Annotated in this window: 13 protein-coding genes; 10 read left to right on the forward strand and 3 right to left on the reverse strand. The window is 68.6% G+C overall.

Annotated elements, in window-relative coordinates:
- Nucleotides 1-54: 54 nt before the first annotated feature.
- Nucleotides 55-1,824, reverse strand: a complete 1,770-nt coding sequence (locus ACZ6ZQ_RS28640) for an NlpC/P60 family protein (RefSeq protein ID WP_469771396.1) — start codon at nt 1,822-1,824, stop codon at nt 55-57.
- 172 nt (nt 1,825-1,996) lie between these two features.
- Nucleotides 1,997-5,818, reverse strand: coding sequence for a GH92 family glycosyl hydrolase (locus ACZ6ZQ_RS28645; protein WP_469771397.1), 3,822 nt, complete (start codon nt 5,816-5,818; stop codon nt 1,997-1,999).
- Nucleotides 5,819-6,305: 487 nt separating this feature from the next.
- Here ACZ6ZQ_RS28645 and ngcE point away from each other — a divergent pair, with 487 nt between their 5' ends.
- The 9 genes from ngcE to ACZ6ZQ_RS28690 all read left to right on the forward strand — a co-directional run bounded on the left by ngcE (nt 6,306) and on the right by ACZ6ZQ_RS28690 (nt 18,439).
- Nucleotides 6,306-7,757 carry an N-acetylglucosamine/diacetylchitobiose ABC transporter substrate-binding protein gene (gene ngcE, locus ACZ6ZQ_RS28650; protein ID WP_469771398.1) on the forward strand — a complete coding sequence of 484 codons (1,452 nt, stop codon included), beginning with the start codon at nt 6,306-6,308 and terminating at the stop codon, nt 7,755-7,757.
- An 82-nt stretch (nt 7,758-7,839) separates the two neighbouring features.
- Nucleotides 7,840-8,763, forward strand: a complete 924-nt coding sequence (locus ACZ6ZQ_RS28655; protein ID WP_469771399.1) for a carbohydrate ABC transporter permease — start codon at nt 7,840-7,842, stop codon at nt 8,761-8,763.
- Between the two features lie 117 nt (nt 8,764-8,880).
- Complete coding sequence (locus ACZ6ZQ_RS28660) at nt 8,881-9,798, forward strand: carbohydrate ABC transporter permease (protein ID WP_469771400.1); 918 nt, start codon at nt 8,881-8,883, stop codon at nt 9,796-9,798.
- Between the two features lie 182 nt (nt 9,799-9,980).
- Nucleotides 9,981-11,180 (forward strand): ROK family transcriptional regulator, encoded by a 1,200-nt coding sequence (locus tag ACZ6ZQ_RS28665; RefSeq protein ID WP_469771401.1) that lies wholly within the window; start codon nt 9,981-9,983, stop codon nt 11,178-11,180.
- Nucleotides 11,181-11,300: 120 nt separating this feature from the next.
- A complete protein-coding gene (locus ACZ6ZQ_RS28670; RefSeq protein ID WP_469771402.1) occupies nt 11,301-12,413 on the forward strand; it encodes a substrate-binding domain-containing protein in 1,113 nt (370 codons plus the stop codon).
- Nucleotides 12,414-12,600: 187 nt separating this feature from the next.
- Nucleotides 12,601-13,389 (forward strand): ATP-binding cassette domain-containing protein, encoded by a 789-nt coding sequence (locus ACZ6ZQ_RS28675; protein ID WP_469771403.1) that lies wholly within the window; start codon nt 12,601-12,603, stop codon nt 13,387-13,389.
- The gene (locus ACZ6ZQ_RS28680; RefSeq protein WP_469771404.1) at nt 13,386-14,681 is read left to right on the forward strand and encodes a sugar ABC transporter permease; all 1,296 of its coding nucleotides are present in this window, start codon (nt 13,386-13,388) and stop codon (nt 14,679-14,681) included. The genes ACZ6ZQ_RS28675 and ACZ6ZQ_RS28680 overlap by 4 nt, the downstream gene beginning before the upstream one ends.
- A gap of 167 nt (nt 14,682-14,848) precedes the next feature.
- Nucleotides 14,849-16,771 (forward strand): 1-deoxy-D-xylulose-5-phosphate synthase, encoded by a 1,923-nt coding sequence (dxs, locus tag ACZ6ZQ_RS28685; RefSeq protein WP_469771405.1) that lies wholly within the window; start codon nt 14,849-14,851, stop codon nt 16,769-16,771.
- 153 nt (nt 16,772-16,924) lie between these two features.
- Entirely contained in the window at nt 16,925-18,439 is a 1,515-nt protein-coding gene (locus ACZ6ZQ_RS28690) for an amino acid permease (protein ID WP_469771406.1), read from the forward strand.
- 128 nt (nt 18,440-18,567) lie between these two features.
- Here ACZ6ZQ_RS28690 and ACZ6ZQ_RS28695 read toward each other — a convergent pair whose 3' ends face one another.
- Nucleotides 18,568-18,939 carry an NTP pyrophosphohydrolase gene (locus tag ACZ6ZQ_RS28695; protein ID WP_469771407.1) on the reverse strand — a complete coding sequence of 124 codons (372 nt, stop codon included), beginning with the start codon at nt 18,937-18,939 and terminating at the stop codon, nt 18,568-18,570.
- Nucleotides 18,940-19,174: 235 nt separating this feature from the next.
- Between ACZ6ZQ_RS28695 and ACZ6ZQ_RS28700 the strand changes: the two genes are divergently transcribed.
- Complete coding sequence (locus ACZ6ZQ_RS28700; protein ID WP_469771408.1) at nt 19,175-20,233, forward strand: PLL family lectin; 1,059 nt, start codon at nt 19,175-19,177, stop codon at nt 20,231-20,233.
- The last annotated feature ends 99 nt before the right edge of the window (nt 20,234-20,332 follow it).

Below are 20,332 nucleotides of genomic sequence, written 5' to 3' on the forward strand. Positions count from 1 at the left end.
AGAGCACCGTTGCGGACCGCCGCTGCGGCAGCAGCGCCAGGTCGCCCCGCGGCGTCAGATGCGGTGCACGGTGTGCAGCTTCTTGGCGTAGGTGCCGGTGCCGTCCAGGAGCGAGGCACCGCCCAGGTCGGACATGGTCGGTCCGTTGCCCGTCTTGCGGCTGGACAGGAAGCGGCGCTTGCCGGCCGCGTCCTCGCCCAGGTAGATGCCGACATGGTCGACCGTGACGATCGGCAGGTCGTCGTCGCCCGAGTCGGCGTTGAACAGCACGAGGTCGCCGGGCTGCAGCAGGGTCGCGGTGGGCGGGTTCGTCCCGTCGGTCCGGTCGATACGCACGCCGGGCGCGTAGTCGACCATGTGCCGGGACCTGCGCGGGATCCGGTTCCCCGAAGTGTCCTCGTCAGCGGCCATCGGCACGCCCATGTGGTAGCCGTAGACCATGCGGGTGTAGCCCGAGCAGTCGAGGTTGCCGATCTGCTTGCTGGACGGCCCGACGTAGGTCCCGTCGGGGAAAGTCCAGCCGAGGTTCATGTACTCGTGGAAGTCGGCGCCCTCGTAGCGGTAGCCCTGCGGGTCCAGGTAACCGTAGCCCGCCCCGCCCAGCACCGTCTTGCCCTTGGTCTGGCCGTCCCCGCTCGTCACGGCCGGCGCCCCGGCGAGGAACATCGCCGCGTACGCGAGCACGTCCGGCGCCGTCGAACCGGCCCAGCCCCGGATGGTCTGCTCCAGCTCCGGCGTCCAGTTCCCGTCGAACGGCTCGGGCAGCACCCGCACCCAGTCGCCGTGCGTGACGCTGGGGGGCACCGCCCAGTCGGCGGCGTCCACCTGGAAGCGGCTGACGGTCAGTTTCACCGGAAGGCTGGTGCAGCCGGTACCGGCGAACGCGCGCAGCCCCACCCGGCCCTTGGCGATGGTGGGATCGCTGATGTCGACGGCCCACGCGGACGGTTCGGCGGCGCTCGCACGCCAGGCCTTGACCTGTATGCCCGCGCCCTCGCGACGGACCCGGATCGTCCACGCGGTGCCCGCGGGATTGCCCGTGGCGAGGGTGAGCACCGAGGTCAACTGGGTGACGGTGTCGGCGACCTCCTTCTCGACCCGCAGCTCGACCGCGCCGGTCGTGAGAAAGGACAGCCGGGCCCGGTAGTTGTCGGACACACCGCCGTAGCCGAAGACAAGGGCGTACGAACAGGCCTGACCGGTGGGCACCTTGTCGAACGTGGCCGTGGCCCGCACGTCCACGTCGCTGATCTCGTCGTCGCGCACCGTCGCCCAGCGGCTCCTGTTCTCGGTGCTGACGTTGATGACGGCGCTGCCCGGCACCAGTGAGTAGTCCGTCGTCCTGGTTTCGGTGGGCCCGTACGTGGACCAACTGCCGCCGCCCGGCGAAGTTCCCCAGAAGTCGGGGTGATCGTCCTGAAGATCGACGTCGGGCGCGAGGCGCTGGAAGTCGTCCACGAAGGGCTTCTTGTTCTCGGTGAACGTACGCTCCGGGCCGGGCAGAACGACGGTCCGGGCCCCGTGGGTCAGCAGCGCGACCCGCTTGCCGCCGGAGGCGACCTCGGTACGCACGGGTGTGCCCGGCAGCACGGTGGCGGTGAGCGGGGTGGTCAGCGACACCTGGGAGAAGAACGACGCGTCCAGCGGGACCAGGGTCACCGAGGACCGCGCCGAGCCGAGCCCCGCCGGGGCCGCGAGCGGCTGTACGGAGGCGGCGGCGGACTCGGCGGCGCGCGCGGGCGCGGCGGCCAGACCGCTGAGGGGGACGGAGGCGGCAGAAGCCGCGAAGGCGGCGAGCAGACTGCGCCGCGAAGTGTTCGACATGACGGTCATCTTCCGGCAGGCCCTCCGGTCACGATCACCGCCCCCGGTTCGACGTGGTCCGGGCCCACGGACCCGTGCCGGACCGCGGCACAGGGCACAGGGCCATACGGCGGGGCCGCAGCCTCCTCGGCTGCAGCCCCGCCTCTGTGCGTACCGTCGTGCACCGTCCCGGCTACGAGATCAGCTCGATCTCCGCGAGCGTCGCCGCCCCGGCCGGCACCAGCCGGTACTTCTCGTACGTCCCGGGGCGCGCGACCGTGAAGACACGGGTCTGCTTGTCCCAGGCGAACGTCTCACCGGACCGCTTGTCCAGATCGGTCCACGCCGTACCGTCCCGGGAGCCCTGCAGCACCCAGCCCGCGGGTGCCTTGTCCCGGGCCGAGGAGGTGAGCGTGTACTGGACCGCGCGGGCGGCGCCCGCGACCGGCAGCTCCACGGCCGCCTCGACCGCCGCCTCCGTACCGGAGGAGTTGTCGAAGAGCGCGCCCGTCCCGCTGATCGCATCGTGCCGTGGCGACGGAACCTTGTCGTCCGTCGTGACGGACACCGGAGCGGCGTTCTTGCCCGTACCCCAGCGCGACGGCTTCGCGCCCATGTCGAACTCCAGCGTTCCGCCGCGCGCGAGCAGCGCGTGCGGCAGCGCGGTGGAGTTCCAGGAACTGCCGTTGACCTTCAGACCCTGCACGTAGATGTTCCGCGCGCTGTTCGCCGGGGCCTTGACCACCAGGGTGCGGCCGTTCTCCAGGTGCACGGTGGCCTTGGTGAACAGCGGTGAGCCGATCGCATACTCCCCGCTGCCCATCACCAGCGGATAGAAGCCGAGCGCCGAGAAGAGGTACCAGGCGGACTGTTCGCCGTTGTCCTCGTCGCCGTGGTAGCCCTGTCCGATCTCGCTGCCGGTGTAGAGGCGGGAGAGGACCTCGCGCACCTTCTCCTGCGTCTTCCAGGGCTGCGAGGCCGCGTTGTACATGTAGGTGACATGGTGGGCGACCTGGTTGGAATGCCCGTACATGCCCATTCGTACGTCGCGGGCCTCCGTCATCTCATGGATGACGCTGCCGTACGAGCCGACGAACTCCGGCGAGGCCGTCTCCGGAGTGCTGAAGTAGGTGTCCAGCTTCTTGCCGAGGCCCGAGCGGCCGCCGTAGAGATTGGCGAGGCCGCGTGAGTCCTGCGGGGCGGTGAAGGCGTACCCGAATCCATTGGTCTCGGTGTAGTCGTAGCCCCAGACGCGCGGGTCGTACTGCGCCGAGGGAACCCGCCAGTCGCCCTTCAGATTCCGGCCCTGGAAGAAACCGGCCTTGGAGTCGAAGAGGGTGACGTAGTTACGGGCCCGGTTGAGGAAGTACGCCGACTCCTCCTTGTAGCGCGCCTTCTTCGTCTTCGCGTACAGGGCGTCGGCCATCTTGGCGAGGCCGTAGTCGTTGAGGTAGCCCTCCAGCGACCACGACAGGCCCTCATGGGTCTGGGTCGAGGCATAGCCGAGGAACGGCGAGGTCTCCATGCCCTTGCGGCCGACTCCCTTGCTCGGCGGAGCCACGGTCGCGTTCTTCAGCGCGGCCTCGTACGCCGCCTGAGCGTCGAAGCCGCGCACGCCCTTGACGTACGCGTCGGCGAAGGCGACATCGGACGAGGTGCCCGTCATCAGGTCGGCGTAGCCGGGGGAGGACCAGCGGGAGATCCAGCCGCCGTCCTTGTACTGCTGGACGAATCCGTCCACCAGCTCGCCCGCCTTCCTGGGCGTCAGGAAGGAGTACGCCGGCCAGGTCGTCCGGTAGGTGTCCCAGAAGCCGTTGTTGACGTACACCTTGCCGTCGACGATCTTCGCGCCGGTGTGGGTCGGGGTGTCGGGGCCCGTCTGCGCGGAGAACGGGCTCGCGTACTTGTCCTTGCCGTCGACCTTCTCGAAGCCCGAGTTGGGGTACAGGTACAGCCGGTAGAGCGACGAGTAGAGGGTCACCAGCTGGTCGTGGGTCGCTCCCTCGACCTCGACCCGGCCGAGGATGTCGTCCCAGGCGTCCTGCGCCCGGTCCTTGATCCCGCCGAAGGTCGCCGACGCCGGGATCTCGGCGGCGAGGTTCTGCTTCGCCTGGTCGATGCTGATCAGTGACGTTGCAATGCGCAATGTCACCGTACGGTCCGCACCCGCGTCGAAGCGCAGATGGCCCTTGACGCCCTGTGCAGCGGACGAGGTGACGGGCGCGTCGAAGACGCCGTACACGAACAGCCGGGTGGCGCCCGTGGACAGCCCGCTCTTGACGTCCGAGTAGCCGGTGAAGGAGCTCGTCGCCGGGTCGAGCGTGAGCCCGGCCTGGTCGGTGACGTTGTCGAAGAGCACCGCGGCGTTCTCACCGGGATAGGTGAACCGCATCATCGCGGCATGGTCGGTGGGGGCGATCTCCGCCTTCAGCCCGTTCTCGAACGTCACACCGTAGTAGTGCGGACGCGCCGTCTCCTTCTCGTGGCGGAAGGGGAGCGCGCGGGCCGTGCGCGCCGGGTCGGGCGTGCCCTCGGCGATGGACGGCATCAGCTGGAAGGTCTGCCGGTCGCCCATCCAGGGGCTCGGCTCATGGCTGGCGCTGAACGCCTGCACGGTCGGCAGATTGTCGGCGTTGTTCGCGCGCGCGTACTCGTACAGCCAGCTGAGCGAGCCCGCGTTGGTGACCGGGGTCCAGAAGTTGAAGCCGTGCGGCACCGCGGTCGCCGGGAAGGTGTTGCCGCGCGAGAACGAGCCGCTGGAGTTCGTCCCGCGGACGGTCGAGGCGTAGTCCGAAAGATGCGCGAGCCGCTTCTCGGGCGCCGTGGGCGCGAGGCGGATGTCGTCGACCCAGCCCTGGAACTTCGCCGGCCCCCTGGGCGAGTCGTACGCCACCAGGATCCGGTCCACGGTCCTGCCGGCCGCGACCGAGCCGATCCGGGACGCCACCTGGTTCCACTGGTTCACATAGAGCCGCTTGGCGGCGCCCTGTCCCTGCGGCGTCAACAGCCCGCCGTGCGAGTCGGCCGCCCGGAGGTCACTCAGATAGGTGCCATCGGTGAACGCGAGATCGACGGCCACGTTCGTGGCGGGGTAGTTGAGGTCGGTCTCGGGAAGCGACGGGAAGATCCGGTACGAGAGCTCCGTGTCGCGCCTCACGGCCGTGTCGACATCGAAGATCTTGTTGTACGAGTACGCGCGGCCGTCCGGCTTGTGCGTGCCCGCGTACTTCAGGGCTCGCTTTCCGGTGAAGCCGGCGTTGGCCTTCGCCGTGGGGGAGCCGCCGGGGCCGCGGTCGACCTGGCTGCGCATGTCCTCCGGGGCCGGGGTCTGCGTGTTCCCGTCGGAGAACTGGACATCGGCCAGCTGGGTGATGTCCGAGGCGCCGTTGTTCTTGCTGATCTCCAGCCGGTAGTGCGCGTACGGGGCCGCGTTCGCGGCACTGATGTCGTACGTCCTGGTCTGGAAGCGCTTCTCGAAGGTCTGGCCCTCGCGACTGTCCAGGACCTTCCATTCCTTGCCGTCGGGTGAGCCCTTGAGGGTCCAGTCCTTGGGGTCGCGGATGTCGAAGTCGTTGGCCGACGTGAGCGCGTAGGTGGCGACCTTGACCGGGGCGTCCATGTCGAACTCGACCCAGGCCGTCGGCTCGAACGCCAGCCATTTGGTGGACGGCTGGAGATCGACCAGATTCTCCTTGGTCTCCCCGGCGCCGGAGTTCTCGTCGCTGGCACGCAGTTCGATGACCTTGTCGGTGACATTGCCCGGTATTCCGGAGGAGAATCCCCCGTCGACCCCCGCGGACCGCTTCTTTCCGTCAGGGCCTGTTTCGACGGTATTGCGCCAGTCGGGCTGATCTTCGTCCGCTTCGAACGAGGTGGAGAATTCCTGGGACGGGGCGGTGGGTGGGGAGGGGAGCGCGGTGGCCGCCGACTGCGCCGTCACCACCAACAGGGAAGCGGCCGCCATCAGGGCGGCCGCGCGGGTGAGTCTGTGCCGAGGGCTGGGTCTGGGCTGCATACTGAGCCTTTCCTCCCGCCGAAGCGATGCTGGACAACGTTGTCAGGCGCAATGCGCAGGCACCAGTAGGGAGGTAAGTGCCGCATGGTGTCAAGGGTGTTGACGGTGTGTGGGACACGGAATCGGCCGATTCGGCGAGAATCCCCCGGCGGACGGATCCGGGCGGGTCTCGTGTCCGCGAGGTCTCAACTCGGGAAAGACTGCCGCCCAACCTTGCTTTCGATCTTGCTCACGTGGCGGGAAGTGGACTATACCTGTCGGCGTCCGGACTTGCCGGTGACACGGTGGCGGACAAGGGGGACGGGGGGAGGCCGGACAGCCGGGCAGCCGAAAGCGCCGCCTGCCGCCCGCACTTCTCCGTTCCCCACGACACCCCTGCACGACCCAGCTTCAGTAATTGACCGCGGTGGCGGGGCCCTTCGCCTCAGGCGAGAAGGACGGGCGACCGGTTCACCGCCTGAGTCCTGGAGAAGGCGAGGACTTGAGCATGGGATCCACCTCCGCGCACACGAACGGCGGTCTCGGCCGTCGCGATCTGATCAAGCGATCGGCGGCAATCGGCCTGGCCGGCATTCCCGCGATGAGCTTCCTGTCGGCCTGCGCCAGCGGCGACGGCGGCAGCGGTGGCGACAAGGTCGACAAGGGCAAGGTCACCAAGGAGAACCCGCTCGGCGTCAACGAGACCGCCGCCCTCGAGGTCGTGATCTTCGACGGAGGATTCGGCCAGCAGTACGCGATCGACGCCGAGAAGAAGTTCAACACGGCCTTCCCGAAGGCCCCGAAGGTCAAGCACAAGGCTACCCAGAAGATCCAGTCGGAGCTCCAGCCGCGCTTCAACGGCGGCACCCCGCCGGACCTCATCGACAACTCCGGTGCCGAGCAGATGGACATGGGTGTCCTGGTCGGCAAGAAGCAGCTCGCCGACCTCACCCCGCTGCTCGACGCCGCCTCCATCGACGACCCGAACAAGAAGGTCCGCGACACGCTCCGTCCGGGCATCGTCGAGATGGGCCAGTTCGACGGCGACCCGGTCTGGATCTTCTACTACGCCTACACGGTCTACGGCGTCTGGTACTCGCAGACCGCGCTCGACAAGCTCGACGCCCAGTACCCCGAGACCTGGGACGAGATGCTCGCCCTGTGCGAGAAGGCGAAGAAGCAGGGCATCGCCGGCTGGACGTACGCGGGCAAGCACCCTTACTACCTTCCGTTCTCGCTCTACCCGTTCATTGCCAAGATCGGCGGCGTCGAGGTCCTCGACGCCATCGACAACCTGGAGCCCAACGCCTGGAAGCACCCGGCCGTCAAGGCCGCGTTCGAGGCGTACTACGAGCTCTACAAGAAGGGCTACATCCTCAAGGGCACCCCGGGCCTGGACCACATCCAGTCCCAGACCGCCTGGACCAAGGGCAAGGCCCTGTTCATCCCCAACGGTTCCTGGGTGGAGAACGAGGCGGCCGCCACCATGCCCAAGGACTTCAACCTGGCGGTCTCCGCCCCCTCCGGCCTCGACAAGTCGGACAAGATGCCGTTCGGCACCATCTGGGCGTCCGGTGGTGAGCCCTTCATCGTTCCGGCCAAGGCGAAGAACGTCGAGGGCGGCATGGAGCAGCTGCGCATCATGCTCAGCGAGGAGTCCTCGAAGAACTTCACCAAGCAGGTCAAGTCGCTGACCGCGTTCAACGGCGGCACCGACGGCATCGAGCTGACGCCGGGTCTGAAGTCCGGAGTCGCCGCGCTCGACAAGGCCGGAACGAATGTCGTCAACCCGCGCCTGCAGGACTGGTATGTCAAGCTCCAGAAGGAGCAGATCGGCGTCGCCGGTCTGGGCGAGATGATGGCCGGACGGCTCACCCCGGCCGAGGCCATCAGCAAGATCCAGGGCTTCGCCGACAAGGCGGCCCAGGACTCCTCCATCAAGCACTACAAGCACCAGTGAGCGGCCCGGGGGCCCGGGGGCGGGCCCCCGGGAGTACACAGCACCAGCGGCAGCACACTCCGGAAGGTCGGGATCGGTAACCATGCAACACGGCAAGTACCGGTTCATCGTGGGGTTCCTCGCGGCCCCCTTGGCGTTGTACGCGGTCTTCGTCATCTGGCCGTTCGTCCAGTCCATCTACTACTCGTTCACGGACTGGACCGGCCTGAGTCCCGACTTCAAGATGGTCGGCTTCGACAACTACGCGCGGCTTCTGGACGACGACATCTTCTGGAAGTCGCTTCAGCACAGCCTGTTGTTCGCGCTGCTGCTGCCGCTGGTGACGATCGGCCTGGCGCTGTTCTTCTCCTTCATGATCAATGTCGGCGGACGGCACCGGAAGGGAGCCGCGGTCTCCGGAGTGCGCGGCTCCTCCTTCTACAAGATCGCCTATTTCTTCCCGCAGGTGCTCTCGATCGCGATCGTCGCCCTGCTCTTCCAGTTCGCGTACAACCCGGAGAGCGGAGCCATCAACTCCGCCCTCAAGGCCATCGGCCTCGACAGCATCCAGCCGCTCTGGCTGGGCGACCCGGACCTCGCCCTGTGGTGTGTGATGGCGGTCCTCGTCTGGTCGACGGTCGGCTTCTTCGTCGTCCTGTTCTCCGCGGGCATGGCTTCCATCCCCAAGGACTTCTACGAGGCGGCGCTGCTGGACGGCGCGAGCCGGATCACCACGTTCTTCCGCATCACGCTGCCGCTGCTCTGGGACACCATCCAGTCCGGCTGGGTCTACATGGGCATCCTCGCGCTCGGAGCCGAGTCCTTCGCGGTGGTGCAGATCATGACCACGGGTCCGGGCGGTCCCGACTACTCGACCACCGTGATGGTGCTGTACGTGTACCAGTCGGCGTTCCGCGACGGTGCGGCGGCCTATGCGACCACGATCGGCGTCGCCCTGCTCATCGTCACGCTGGCCTTCGCGGCCGTCGTGATGAAGCTGGGCCGGCGCGAGCGGCTGGAGTACTGAGATGCGGTGTTTTCCCGGGGACGAATACATTTGCGACTCCGTCGCGGGGCCCCCGGACCCCCGGCAGAACGGCAGCTCGGCCGAGGCGGCCGGAATGACAGCACGAGGTGATTCCCGGTGAAGGTCACAGACGACATCCGTCCCGCCCCGCGCTCGGACGAGCCGGTGCCGGTGGCCAAACTCTCCGCTCCGGCGAAGAAGAAGCGCGGCGAGGGCAAGGTCCTCAACGTCTTCTCGCACGGCATGCTGATCCTCTGGGCCTTCATGGTCGTCATGCCGCTGCTCTGGGCGGTCATGACGTCCTTCAAGGACGACAACGCGATCTTCAGCTCGCCGTGGTCGCTGCCGGACACGCTGCACTTCGAGAACTGGTCGCGCGCCTGGAGCCAGGCGCACATGAGCGACTACTTCCTCAACACGATCCTGGTCGTGGCCGGGTCGCTGGCCGGCACGCTGCTCCTCGGCTCCATGGCGGCGTACGTCCTCGCCCGCTTCGACTTCCCGGGGAACCGCTTCATCTACTTCCTCTTCATCGGAGGAATGAGCTTCCCGATCATGCTCGCGCTGGTCCCGCTGTTCTACGTCATGAACAACATTCAGCTGCTGAACACGATCCACGGCCTGATCCTGGTCTACATCGCCTACTCGCTGCCGTTCACCGTGTTCTTCCTGACCGCCTTCTTCCGTACGCTGCCGACCTCGGTGGCCGAGGCGGCCCTGATCGACGGGGCCTCGCACACCCGGACGTTCTTCCAGGTCATGCTGCCGATGGCCAAGCCGGGCCTGATCAGCGTCGGGATCTTCAACTTCCTGGGGCAGTGGAACCAGTACATGCTGCCGACCGTGCTGAACACCGAGCAGGAGAACAAGGTGCTCTCCCAGGGCCTGGTGCAGCTTGCGGTCAGCCAGGGGTACAAGGGCGACTGGTCCGGGCTGTTCGCCGGCCTGGTGATGGCGATGCTGCCGGTGCTGGCGGCGTACGTGATCTTCCAGCGCCAGGTCGTGGCCGGTCTGACGGCAGGAGCTCTGAAGTAGTACCGAAGCAGCCTCCGCAGTAGCACCGAAGCACCCTCCGCGCCCTTCGTGTGACGCGTACACCGCCCGTCGGCAGCCGCCGGCGGGCGGTTCTGCGCATGCTCAGGTCTTGACGGGAAGCGACCCGAAAGGCTCCCCTTAGAGTTCACATGTTGGAGTAAACAGCGGGAGTGTGTGAGTCGATGGAGACTCCGGGGTCGCAGACATCTCTGCATCGGGCCAATCTCGAGCGGGTCGTACGGGCCGTGCGTATGGCCGGTTCGCTCACCCAGGCCGAGATCGCCAGGAGCACCGGCCTGTCCGCCGCCACGGTCTCCAACATCGTTCGTGAACTGAAGGACGGCGGAACCGTCGAGGTGACGCCCACCTCGGCGGGCGGCCGCCGGGCCCGCAGCGTCTCACTCAGCGGGGACGCCGGCGTCGTCATCGGTGTCGACTTCGGCCACACCCACCTGCGGGTCGCGGTCGGGAACCTGGCCCACCAGGTGCTCGCCGAGGAGTCCGAGCCGCTCGATGTCGACGCGTCGTCCGCGCAGGGCTTCGGACGGGCGGAACAGCTGGTCACACGGCTGATCGAGGCCACCGGGATCGGCCGGGACAAGGTCATCGGCGTCGGCCTCGGCGTCCCGGGCCCGATCGACGTCGAGTCCGGAACGCTCGGCTCCACCTCGATCCTGCCGGGCTGGACCGGGATCAACCCCAGCGAGGAGCTCTGCGCCCGTCTCGGGGTGCCGGTGTACGTCGACAACGACGCCAACCTCGGCGCGCTCGGCGAGCTGGTCTGGGGGAGCGGCCGCGGGGTCAAGGACCTCGCGTACATCAAGGTCGCCAGCGGTGTCGGCGCCGGTCTCGTCATAGAGGGACAGATCTACCGGGGCCCCGGTGGTACGGCCGGGGAGATCGGCCACATCACGCTGGACGAGTCGGGTCCCGTCTGCCGCTGCGGCAACCGTGGCTGCCTGGAGACCTTCGCGGCCGCCCGGTACGTCCTGCCACTGCTCCAGCCGAGCCACGGCCCGGATCTGACCATGGAACGCGTCGTGCAGCTCGCACGGGAGGGCGATCCGGGCTGCCGCCGGGTGATCGCCGACGTGGGACGGCACATCGGGAGCGGCGTCGCCAATCTGTGCAATCTGCTCAATCCCAGCCGGGTCGTGCTCGGCGGGAATCTGGCCGAAGCGGGAGAATTGGTCCTCGCACCGATCCGTGAATCGGTCTCCAGGTACGCGATTCCCAGCGCAGCCCGCCAGCTCTCCGTCCTTCCGGGGGCGCTGGGCGGACGGGCCGAGGTGCTGGGGGCGCTGGCACTCGTACTCAGTGAAATGGGCGATTCGACACTTCTGGACAGTTCGGTACCGGCCGGGACGCCTGCCTTCACTTAGATAACGAACGGCACCGTTGTCATCTCGTTAAGAATTTACTTCTTGACGCTGGCGTTGCGGCCGAGTTGACTTCGAGCCACCTCGGCCGCAAGGACGCGGCCTCGTCAGGGAGGTTTCTGAATGAACACGCAGATGCGTCGTGCCGCCGTGGCTGTGGCCGCCACCGCGATGGCCGTGTCCCTCGCCGCCTGTGGCAGCGCCAAGGAGTCCGGGGACAACGGCTCCAAGACCGGCGCCGCGAAGGGCGACGACATCAAGATCGGTCTCCTTCTCCCCGAGAACCAGACCGCGCGCTACGAGAAGTTCGACAAGCCGCTCATCGAGAAGAAGATCAGCGAGCTCACGAACGGCAAGGCCGAGGTCGTCTACGCCAACGCCAAGCAGGACGCGACGCTGCAGACCCAGCAGGTCGACACGATGATCACCAACAAGGTCGACGCGCTGATCATCGACGCCGTGGACTCCAAGGCGATCGCCGGCAGCGTGAAGAAGGCCAAGGACGAGGGCATCCCCGTCGTCGCCTTCGACCGCCTCGCCGAGGGCCCGATCGACGCCTACACCTCCTTCGACAACGAAGAGGTCGGCCACGTCCAGGGCAAGGCGCTCCTCGCCGCGCTCGGCGCCAAGGCCAAGGACGGCCAGATCGTGATGATGAACGGCGCGATCACCGACCCGAACGCCGCCCTGTTCAAGAAGGGCGCCCACGCCGAGCTCGACGGCAAGGTGAACGTCGGCAAGGAGTACGACACCAAGGAGTGGAAGCCGGAGAACGCCAACGCCAACATGGAGGCGGCGATCTCGGCCATCGGCAAGGACAAGATCGTCGGCGTGTACTCCGCCAACGACGGCATGGCGGGCGGCATCATCACCGCCCTGAAGGCCGCCGGCTTCTCCAAGCTCCCGCCGGTCACCGGCCAGGACGCCGAGCTCGCCGGTGTGCAGCGGATCGTCGCGGGTGAGCAGTTCATGAGCGTCTACAAGCCGTACGCGCCGGAGGCCGCTGCCGCCGCCGAGATGGCCGTGGCGCTCGCCAAGGGCGAGAAGCTCGACTCGATCGCCAAGTCCAAGGTCGACAGCCCCACCCAGAAGGGCGTCCCGTCGGTGCTCGTCCCGGTCGTCTCGCTGACCAAGGACAACATCAAGGACACGGTCCTCAAGGACGGCGTCTACACCGTCGCCGAGATCTGCACCCCGAAGTACAAGGCCGCCTGCGACGCGCTCGGCCTGAAGTAGGCCCCGGGTCCCGGAAGGGACCGCCCGCGAAGCCTGCCCGGTGCCCCTGCCCCCTTCCAGCCCCCGCTATCGGGGCGGGGCACCGGACAGAAACGCTTCTCCCATCGACGCAAGTGTCGTTCGCTTCTGCTCAACCTCCGCGCCACCCCTACGGCGCGGCATCCCCGCCGGTCAGGCGGCGAAGGAGATGGTTCACGTGTCCGCTACGCCCGTGCTGGCGTTGCGCGGGGTCTCCAAGCGGTTCGGTGCTGTTCAGGCGCTCACCGACGTAGAGCTTGAGGTCCACGGCGGCGAGGTGGTCGCCCTCGTAGGCGACAACGGCGCCGGAAAGTCCACCCTGGTCAAGACGATCGCCGGCGTGCACCCCATCGATGAGGGCGTCATCGAATGGGAAGGCAGCCCGGTGTCGATCGGCAAGCCGCACGACGCCCAGAACCTGGGCATCGCGACCGTCTACCAGGACCTCGCGCTGTGCGACAACATCGACGTCGTCGGCAATCTCTACCTCGGCCGGGAGCTGCGCAAGCGCGGCGTCCTCGACGAGGTGGAGATGGAGCGCCGCTCCCGTGAGCTGCTCAGCACGCTCTCGATCCGCATCCCCAGCGTCCGTATCCCGATCGCCTCGCTCTCCGGCGGTCAGCGGCAGACCGTGGCCATCGCCCGTTCGATGCTCGGCGAGCCCAAGCTCGTCATCCTCGACGAGCCCACCGCCGCCCTCGGCGTCGAGCAGACCGCACAGGTGCTCGACCTCGTGGAGCGGCTGCGTGAGCGTGGCCACGCGGTCATCCTCATCAGCCACAACATGGCCGATGTGAAGGCCGTCGCGGACAAGGTGGCGGTGCTCCGGCTCGGCCGGAACAACGGCGTCTTCGACGTCAAGTCCACCTCGCAGGAAGAGATCATCTCCGCCATCACCGGCGCCACGGACAACGCCGTGACCCGTCGTGCGGCGCGCACCTCGGAGGCGCAGAAGTGAGCACCGAAAAGACCTCCGCCCCCATCGGCGGCGGACACGAGGTAGTGAACCCGGACGCCGCCCATGACGCGGTCACCGCGGTCGACCCCCGGCTGCTGGTGCGCGAGCAGGGCTTCGCCGGCTACGTCTCGGAGTTCAAGCGCAAGCTGCACGCCGGTGACCTGGGCTCGATCCCGGTCGTCATCGGTCTGATCCTCATCTGCGTGATCTTCCAGAGCCTGAACTCGAACTTCCTCTCCGCGCAGAACCTCAGCAACATCGCGGTCACGATGGTCGCCACCGGCATGATGGCCGTCGGCATCATCTTCGTGCTGCTGCTCGGTGAGATCGACCTGTCGGTCGGCTCGGTCAGCGGTGTGTCGGGCGCGATCGTCGCCGTACTGACGGTCACTCACGGCATGAACGAGTGGCTCGCCGTCCTCGTCGCCATCGCGAGCGGCGCGGCCATCGGAGCCCTGCACGGATTCTTCTTCGCCCGGATCGGCGCACCCGCGTTCGCCGTCACCCTGGCGGGACTGCTCTTCTGGCTGGGCTTCATGCTCCAGCTCCTCGGCGACCAGGGCACCATCAACCTGGACGGTGAAGGCGTGGTCGGCAAGCTGACCACGTACTACTTCTCGGACGTGGCGGCCGCCTACGGCCTCGCCGCGGTCGCCGTGGCGGTCTTCTTCCTCTCGTCGTTCTTCGACAGCCGCCGTCGTGAGGCCGCCGGAATCCCGTCCCGGCCGGTCGGGGACATCATCTTCCGCTCGGCCCTGCTCGGGGTCGTGTCCTTCGCCGCCGCGTTCATGTTCAACCAGTACAAGGGACTGCCCCTCGCGCTGGTGCTGTTCCTGGCGGTGCTGGTCATCACGGACTTCGTCCTGCGGCGCACCGCGTACGGCCGGAAGATCTTCGCGCTCGGCGGCAGCGTCGAGGCGTCCCGCCGCGCCGGTATCAACGTGACGGCGGTCCGCGTCTCGGTCTTCGCCATCGCGGGCACCTTCGCCGCCATCGGCGGCCTGTTCTGGGCCTCCAAGATCGCGGCCGCCAACCAGAGCGCCGGCGCCGGTGACCTCCTGATGAACGTCATCGCGGCGGCCGTCATCGGCGGCACCAGCCTCTTCGGCGGCCGCGGCCGCACCTGGAACGCGCTGCTCGGCGTCATGGTGATCGTCTCGATCCAGTACGGACTCGCGCTGGAGGGCATCGCCACGCCGATCCAGTACATGATCACCGGTGGTGTGCTGCTGGCCACCGTCGTGATCGACTCCGTCACCCGCAGGACGCAGAAGACCGCAGGCCGCGCCTGACGGCACCTCCTGTCAGTGCCCGGCGCCGGAACCGGCGCCGGGCACTTCTGCGTGTCCTCCGAAGGCATGACACACAACCCGCTGCCCGATGACAGCCGCTACGAGCGGAACATTAGACTCGACAAATCGTTGCCAAGCTCGATCAGCTCACACGCAAGGAGGCACGGGTGCCGCTGCTGACCCGTATCAGGGGACCGCGCGATCTGGACCGGCTCAGCCCGGAGCAGCTCGATCAGCTGGCCGCAGAGATCCGGACCTTCCTCGTGGACGCCGTGTCCAAGACCGGTGGCCATCTCGGCCCCAACCTCGGCGTGGTCGAGCTGACCATCGCCCTGCACCGCGTCTTCGACTCACCGAAGGACAAGGTGCTCTTCGACACGGGGCACCAGAGCTACGTCCACAAGCTCCTCACCGGCCGGCAGGACTTCGGCAAGCTGCGCGCCAAGGGCGGCCTGTCCGGCTACCCCTCGCGTGCCGAGTCCGAGCACGACGTCATCGAGAACTCGCACGCCTCCACCGTCCTCGGCTGGGCCGACGGCCTCGCCAAGGCCAACGAGGTGCTGAAGAAGGACGACCACGTCGTCGCGGTCATCGGCGACGGCGCGCTCACCGGCGGCATGGCGTGGGAGGCGCTGAACAACATCGCGGACGCCAAGGACCGCCCGCTCGTCATCGTCGTCAACGACAACGAGCGCTCCTACGCCCCCACGATCGGCGGCCTCGCCAACCACCTCGCCACACTGCGCACCACCGACGGCTACGAGCGCTTCCTCGCCCGCGGCAAGGACATCCTGGAGCGCACCCCCGTCGTCGGGAAGCCGCTCTACGAGACCCTGCACGGCGCCAAGAAGGGCCTGAAGGACTTCATCGCCCCGCAGGGCATGTTCGAGGACCTCGGCCTCAAGTACGTCGGCCCCATCGACGGCCACGACATCGAGGCGCTGGAGTCCGCGCTGACCCGCGCCAAGCGGTTCGGCGGCCCGGTCATCGTCCACTGCCTCACCGAGAAGGGCCGCGGCTACCAGCACGCGGAGCAGGACGAGGCGGACCGCTTCCACGGCATCGGCCCGATCCACCCCGACACCGGCCTGCCGGTCAAGACCGCCGCGGCGAGCTGGACCTCCGTCTTCGGCGACGAGATGGTCAGGCTCGGCAAGGAGCGCGAGGACATCGTCGCGATCACCGCGGCCATGCTCCAGCCCGTCGGCCTGAAGAAGTTCGCCGAGGCCTTCCCCGAGCGGGTGTACGACGTCGGCATCGCCGAGCAGCACGCCGCGACGTCCGCCGCGGGCCTCGCCACCGGCGGGCTCCACCCGGTCTTCGCCGTCTACGCGACGTTCCTCAACCGCGCCTTCGACCAGGTCCTCATGGATGTGGCCCTGCACCGGTGCGGCGTCACCTTCGTGCTCGACCGCGCCGGTGTCACCGGTGACGACGGCGCCTCCCACAACGGCATGTGGGACATGTCGATCCTCCAGGTCGTCCCGACCCTGCGGATCGCCGCCCCGCGCGACGCCGAGCAGCTGCGCAGCCAGCTCCGCGAGGCCGTCGAGGTCAAGGACGCCCCGACCGTCGTCCGTTACTCGAAGGGCGTGGTCGGCCCCGCCGTCCCGGCCGTCGGCCGTATCGGCGGTATGGACGTCCTGCGGAAGGCGGGCACGGTCAGGCCCGACGTGCTGCTGGTCTCGGTCGGCGCGCTCGCCCCGATGTGCCTGGAGATCGCCGACCTGCTCGACAAGCAGGGCATCTCCACGACCGTCGTGGACCCCCGCTGGGTCAAGCCGGTCGACGAGGCGCTCGCCCCGCTCGCCGAGCAGCACCGCGTCGTCGTCACCGTCGAGGACAACAGCCGCGTCGGCGGTGTCGGCGCCGCCGTCTCCCAGGCGCTGCGCGACGAGGGGGTGGACGTACCGATGCGCGACTTCGGCATTCCGCCGCGCTTCCTCGACCACGCCACCCGCAAGGAGGTCATGGCCGAGATCGGTCTGACCGCACCGGACATCGCGCGGCAGGTCACCGGCCTGGTTTCCCGGCTGGACGGCCGCCTCGACGACGACCCGGCCGCGGCCCCGGAGCCCGCGCGCGACTGACGGCCTGAGCCACCCGGCGCACACATTGGACCGGTCGGAGTACCTCCAGGGGTCTCCGGCCGGTCCTTTCGTGTGAAACGCACCTGCTCGGCGGGCGAGGCACCGCACCCCTCTCGATCATGGGCATACGGCCATGGCTACGGAGGTACGCCGGTGAGCACAGAGCAACAGCCCCGTCAGAGCTCCGGGGTGTTCCGCACCAAGACGGTGGAGCAGTCGATCCGTGACACCGAGGAGCCCGAGCACGCGCTGAAGAAGTCCCTGTCCGCATGGGACCTCACCGTCTTCGGCGTCGGCGTCATCATCGGAACCGGCATCTTCGTCCTCACGGGCATTGCGGCCAGGGACAACGCCGGACCCGCCACCGCCCTCGCCTTCGTCGCCGCCGGCATCGCCTGCGCCCTCGCGGCGCTCTGCTACGCCGAGTTCGCGTCCACCGTGCCGGTCGCCGGCTCGGCCTACACCTTCTCGTACGCCTCCATCGGCGAGCTGCCCGCCTGGATCATCGGCTGGGACCTGGTCCTGGAATTCGCCCTCGGCACGGCCGTGGTGGCGGTCGGCTGGGCCGGGTACGCACGCAGCCTCCTGAGCACCAATCTCGGCTGGGACATGCCTGCCGCGCTGTCCGGGCGTGACGCGGGAGGCACCTTCGACCTGCTGGCCTTCCTGCTGGTCCTGCTGCTGACCGGCATCCTGGTCCTCGGGATGAAGCTGTCCGCCCGGATCACCGCGGTCGTCGTCGCCGTCAAGGTCACCGTCGTGCTGCTGGTGATCGTCGCGGGCCTGTTCTTCGTCAAGTCGGCCAACTACTCGCCGTTCATCCCCCCGGCCCAGCCGCAGCCCGGGGGCGGCGAACTCCTCAAGGCACCGCTGGTCCAGGTGCTGTTCGGCTACGCACCGACGAACTTCGGCATCATGGGCATCTTCACCGCGGCCTCCATCGTCTTCTTCGCCTTCATCGGATTCGACGTCGTGGCCACCGCCGCGGAGGAGACCAGGAACCCCCAGCGGGACATGCCGCGCGGCATCCTGGGCTCCCTGCTCATCTGCACCGCGCTCTACGTGGCCGTGACGCTGGTGGTCACCGGAATGCAGCACTACACGGAGATGTCGGCCACCGCCCCGCTCGCCGACGCCTTCAAATCCGTCGGCCAGCCCTTCTTCGCCGGCGCCATCAGCCTCGGTGCGATCGTCGGCCTCATCACCGTCTGCATGATCCTGCTGCTGGGCCAGACCCGGGTGTTCTTCGCGATGAGCCGCGACGGACTGCTTCCGCGCTTCTTCTCCATCACCCACCCGCGGTTCCGCACCCCTCACCGGGCGACCATCCTGCTCGGTGTGGTCATCGCCTTCGTCGCGGGCTTCACCAGTCTCGAGGCCCTCGCGGCGCTGGTGAACATCGGCACGCTCTTCGCGTTCGTCGTCGTGGCCCTCGGCGTCATCGTTCTCCGCCGCACCAGGCCCGACCTGCACCGTGCCTTCCGTACCCCGTGGGTGCCGGTGGTCCCCATCCTGTCCATCGCGGCCTCGGTCTGGCTCATGCTCAACCTGCCGACCGAGACGTGGCTGCGGTTCGCCATCTGGATGGCCATCGGCATCGTCGTCTACTTCGTGTACGGGTACCGGACGAGCCGCCTCGGCAAGCTGGGCAAGGAGGCCACGTACTGAGGGACGCCACGTACCGAAAGGTTCTGCCGCCCGATCCCGTGGGCCTCGTATGTCCCCCGCGACCGCCCGCGGACCGCTGGGGCGACCGGGCGGGCCGCTGACACCGGCACCACGGCCGCGTCCGGCCGTCAGGCCGGGCGTACCGTCCGCGGTCCCGCGCACTGCGCCCCGAGTGCCTCCACGCGCTCCCGCAGCCCGCGGTCGGCCGTGACGACGACGCGGGGGCGGTCCCGCGCCACCGCGACCAGCGACACGATGTGGTCGTCGCCGCTGCCGGGCGCCGGCTCGACGCGTACGCCCGGGACGGACGTGACACCCCGGGCCCGCCCCTCGACCACGAGGACGACCTCTGCCGGACCGGGGTGTCCGGGGATACCCTCCTGGGCGAACGGGACGAGTCCGTCACGGAGCCGCTCGGTCGCACCGAAGCGGTCGCGCCACCAGCCGTCCGGGACCGAACCGACCACGTTCGCGGCATCGACGATCAAGAGAATTGGCATGTCGGGAGCGTGGCACAGAGCAGGGCTCGGGCGGGCGGATCGGGCGCGCCGCCGAGTGTTATCGTCACGTAAATCAAGCGCTTGCACGGCGCTCAGGGAAGGTGGGCAACGGGCCATGTCATTGCGGTCTGCGCGGAGGTCGAAGCGTCGGACGAGCAAGCCTGACGCAGGGGACACCGGGGACGCCGGGACCACCGGAAGGCAGCCGCGTCGCGCGCTCCGGGCGAACCCGGCGTTGCCTGCGGACCCCTCGCTGCCGCCGACGACCGGCTGGCTGCTGCGCGGCAAGGACGGCCGGCTCTCCGCGTACGCGCCGGGTGCCGACGGCGTGCTGCGGTGGACCGAGACGCGGCCGGGCGGACCCGACTGGACGGGCCCCGAGCTGTTCCCCGCGCCCGGAGTGCTTCCGTATCTGGCGATCGCCCAGGGCACCGACGGCTATGTGCAGCTCGTCGGGCTGCGCCGCACGCCCGTCGCGGGCGGGGAGATCGCCACGGACGTCGTGCAGACCATCCAGTACCAGTCGGGCCGCCCGATGCGGGACTGGTACTCGCTCGGCACTCCGTACGCGAAGGACCGCGAGCTGGCCGCGAAGATAGGGCTCCCGGCGGCCGTCGTGGACGCGGAGGGCTCACTCCACGTCTTCCTGCGCAACGCGGGCGGCGGCGTCTGCGGCCGCAGCCAGGTCCCGAACGGCAAGTGGAACAAGTGGGCCGACTTCAAGGGCAGCCGCATGCTGGGCGTGCCCTCCGCCGCCCTCACCGACAACGGGCTGATGGAGGTCCTCGCGCCCACGCCGGACGCCGTCATGCGGTGGACCCAGGAGACCGCGGGGGTGAAGTTCCAGCGTGCCGAGGACATCGAGACCTCGGCCGCGGACAGCTCGCTCAGCTCCGAGCGCACCGGCCGTGAGCGGCTCACCCATGTGTGGCGCGACGCCGCCTCGGGCACCGTCCACGCCTGGCGCGAGGGCACGGCCCCGGCGGCCCTGGGCGGCGACGGCGGTACGGGCCCGGTCGCCATGCTCCGCACCCCGGTCGACGGACACGACTGCACGATCCTCGCGCAGCGCGGCAAGGACGGCCGGCCGGCGCTCGCCGCGTACCCGACGGAGGACGAGTCGGCGGGCGCGGAGTGGACGTCCACGGGGGAGCCGTGCGTCGGTGCCCCGGCCCTCGCGATCGACGGCAACGGCCGGGTGGTGCTGGCCGCGTTCGGCGCGGACGGCACGCTGAGGGTGACCCGCCAGAAGGCTGAGACGGGGCTGGCGATGGAGGCGTGGAAGGTCGTCTGACCCTCTGCGTCCGAGCGCCTCGGCCCGGCGACACTCGATACATCGATACATCGCCACGGCGATACGGCGGCACACGGCGCCACGGCGCTACGGCGATGA

The organism is Streptomyces sp. NPDC053673 (assembly GCF_055585225.1).

What these genes read in the sequence shown, in the direction of transcription:
- ACZ6ZQ_RS28640 (WP_469771396.1), bottom strand. Translation starts at nt 1,824, where the DNA reads ATGTCGAACACTTCGCGGCGCAGTCTGCTCGCCGCCTTCGCGGCTTCT.
- ACZ6ZQ_RS28645 (WP_469771397.1), bottom strand. Translation starts at nt 5,818, where the DNA reads ATGCAGCCCAGACCCAGCCCTCGGCACAGACTCACCCGCGCGGCCGCC.
- ngcE (WP_469771398.1), top strand. Translation starts at nt 6,306, where the DNA reads ATGGGATCCACCTCCGCGCACACGAACGGCGGTCTCGGCCGTCGCGAT.
- ACZ6ZQ_RS28655 (WP_469771399.1), top strand. Translation starts at nt 7,840, where the DNA reads ATGCAACACGGCAAGTACCGGTTCATCGTGGGGTTCCTCGCGGCCCCC.
- ACZ6ZQ_RS28665 (WP_469771401.1), top strand. Translation starts at nt 9,981, where the DNA reads ATGGAGACTCCGGGGTCGCAGACATCTCTGCATCGGGCCAATCTCGAG.
- ACZ6ZQ_RS28670 (WP_469771402.1), top strand. Translation starts at nt 11,301, where the DNA reads ATGAACACGCAGATGCGTCGTGCCGCCGTGGCTGTGGCCGCCACCGCG.
- ACZ6ZQ_RS28675 (WP_469771403.1), top strand. Translation starts at nt 12,601, where the DNA reads ATGGTTCACGTGTCCGCTACGCCCGTGCTGGCGTTGCGCGGGGTCTCC.
- ACZ6ZQ_RS28695 (WP_469771407.1), bottom strand. Translation starts at nt 18,939, where the DNA reads ATGCCAATTCTCTTGATCGTCGATGCCGCGAACGTGGTCGGTTCGGTC.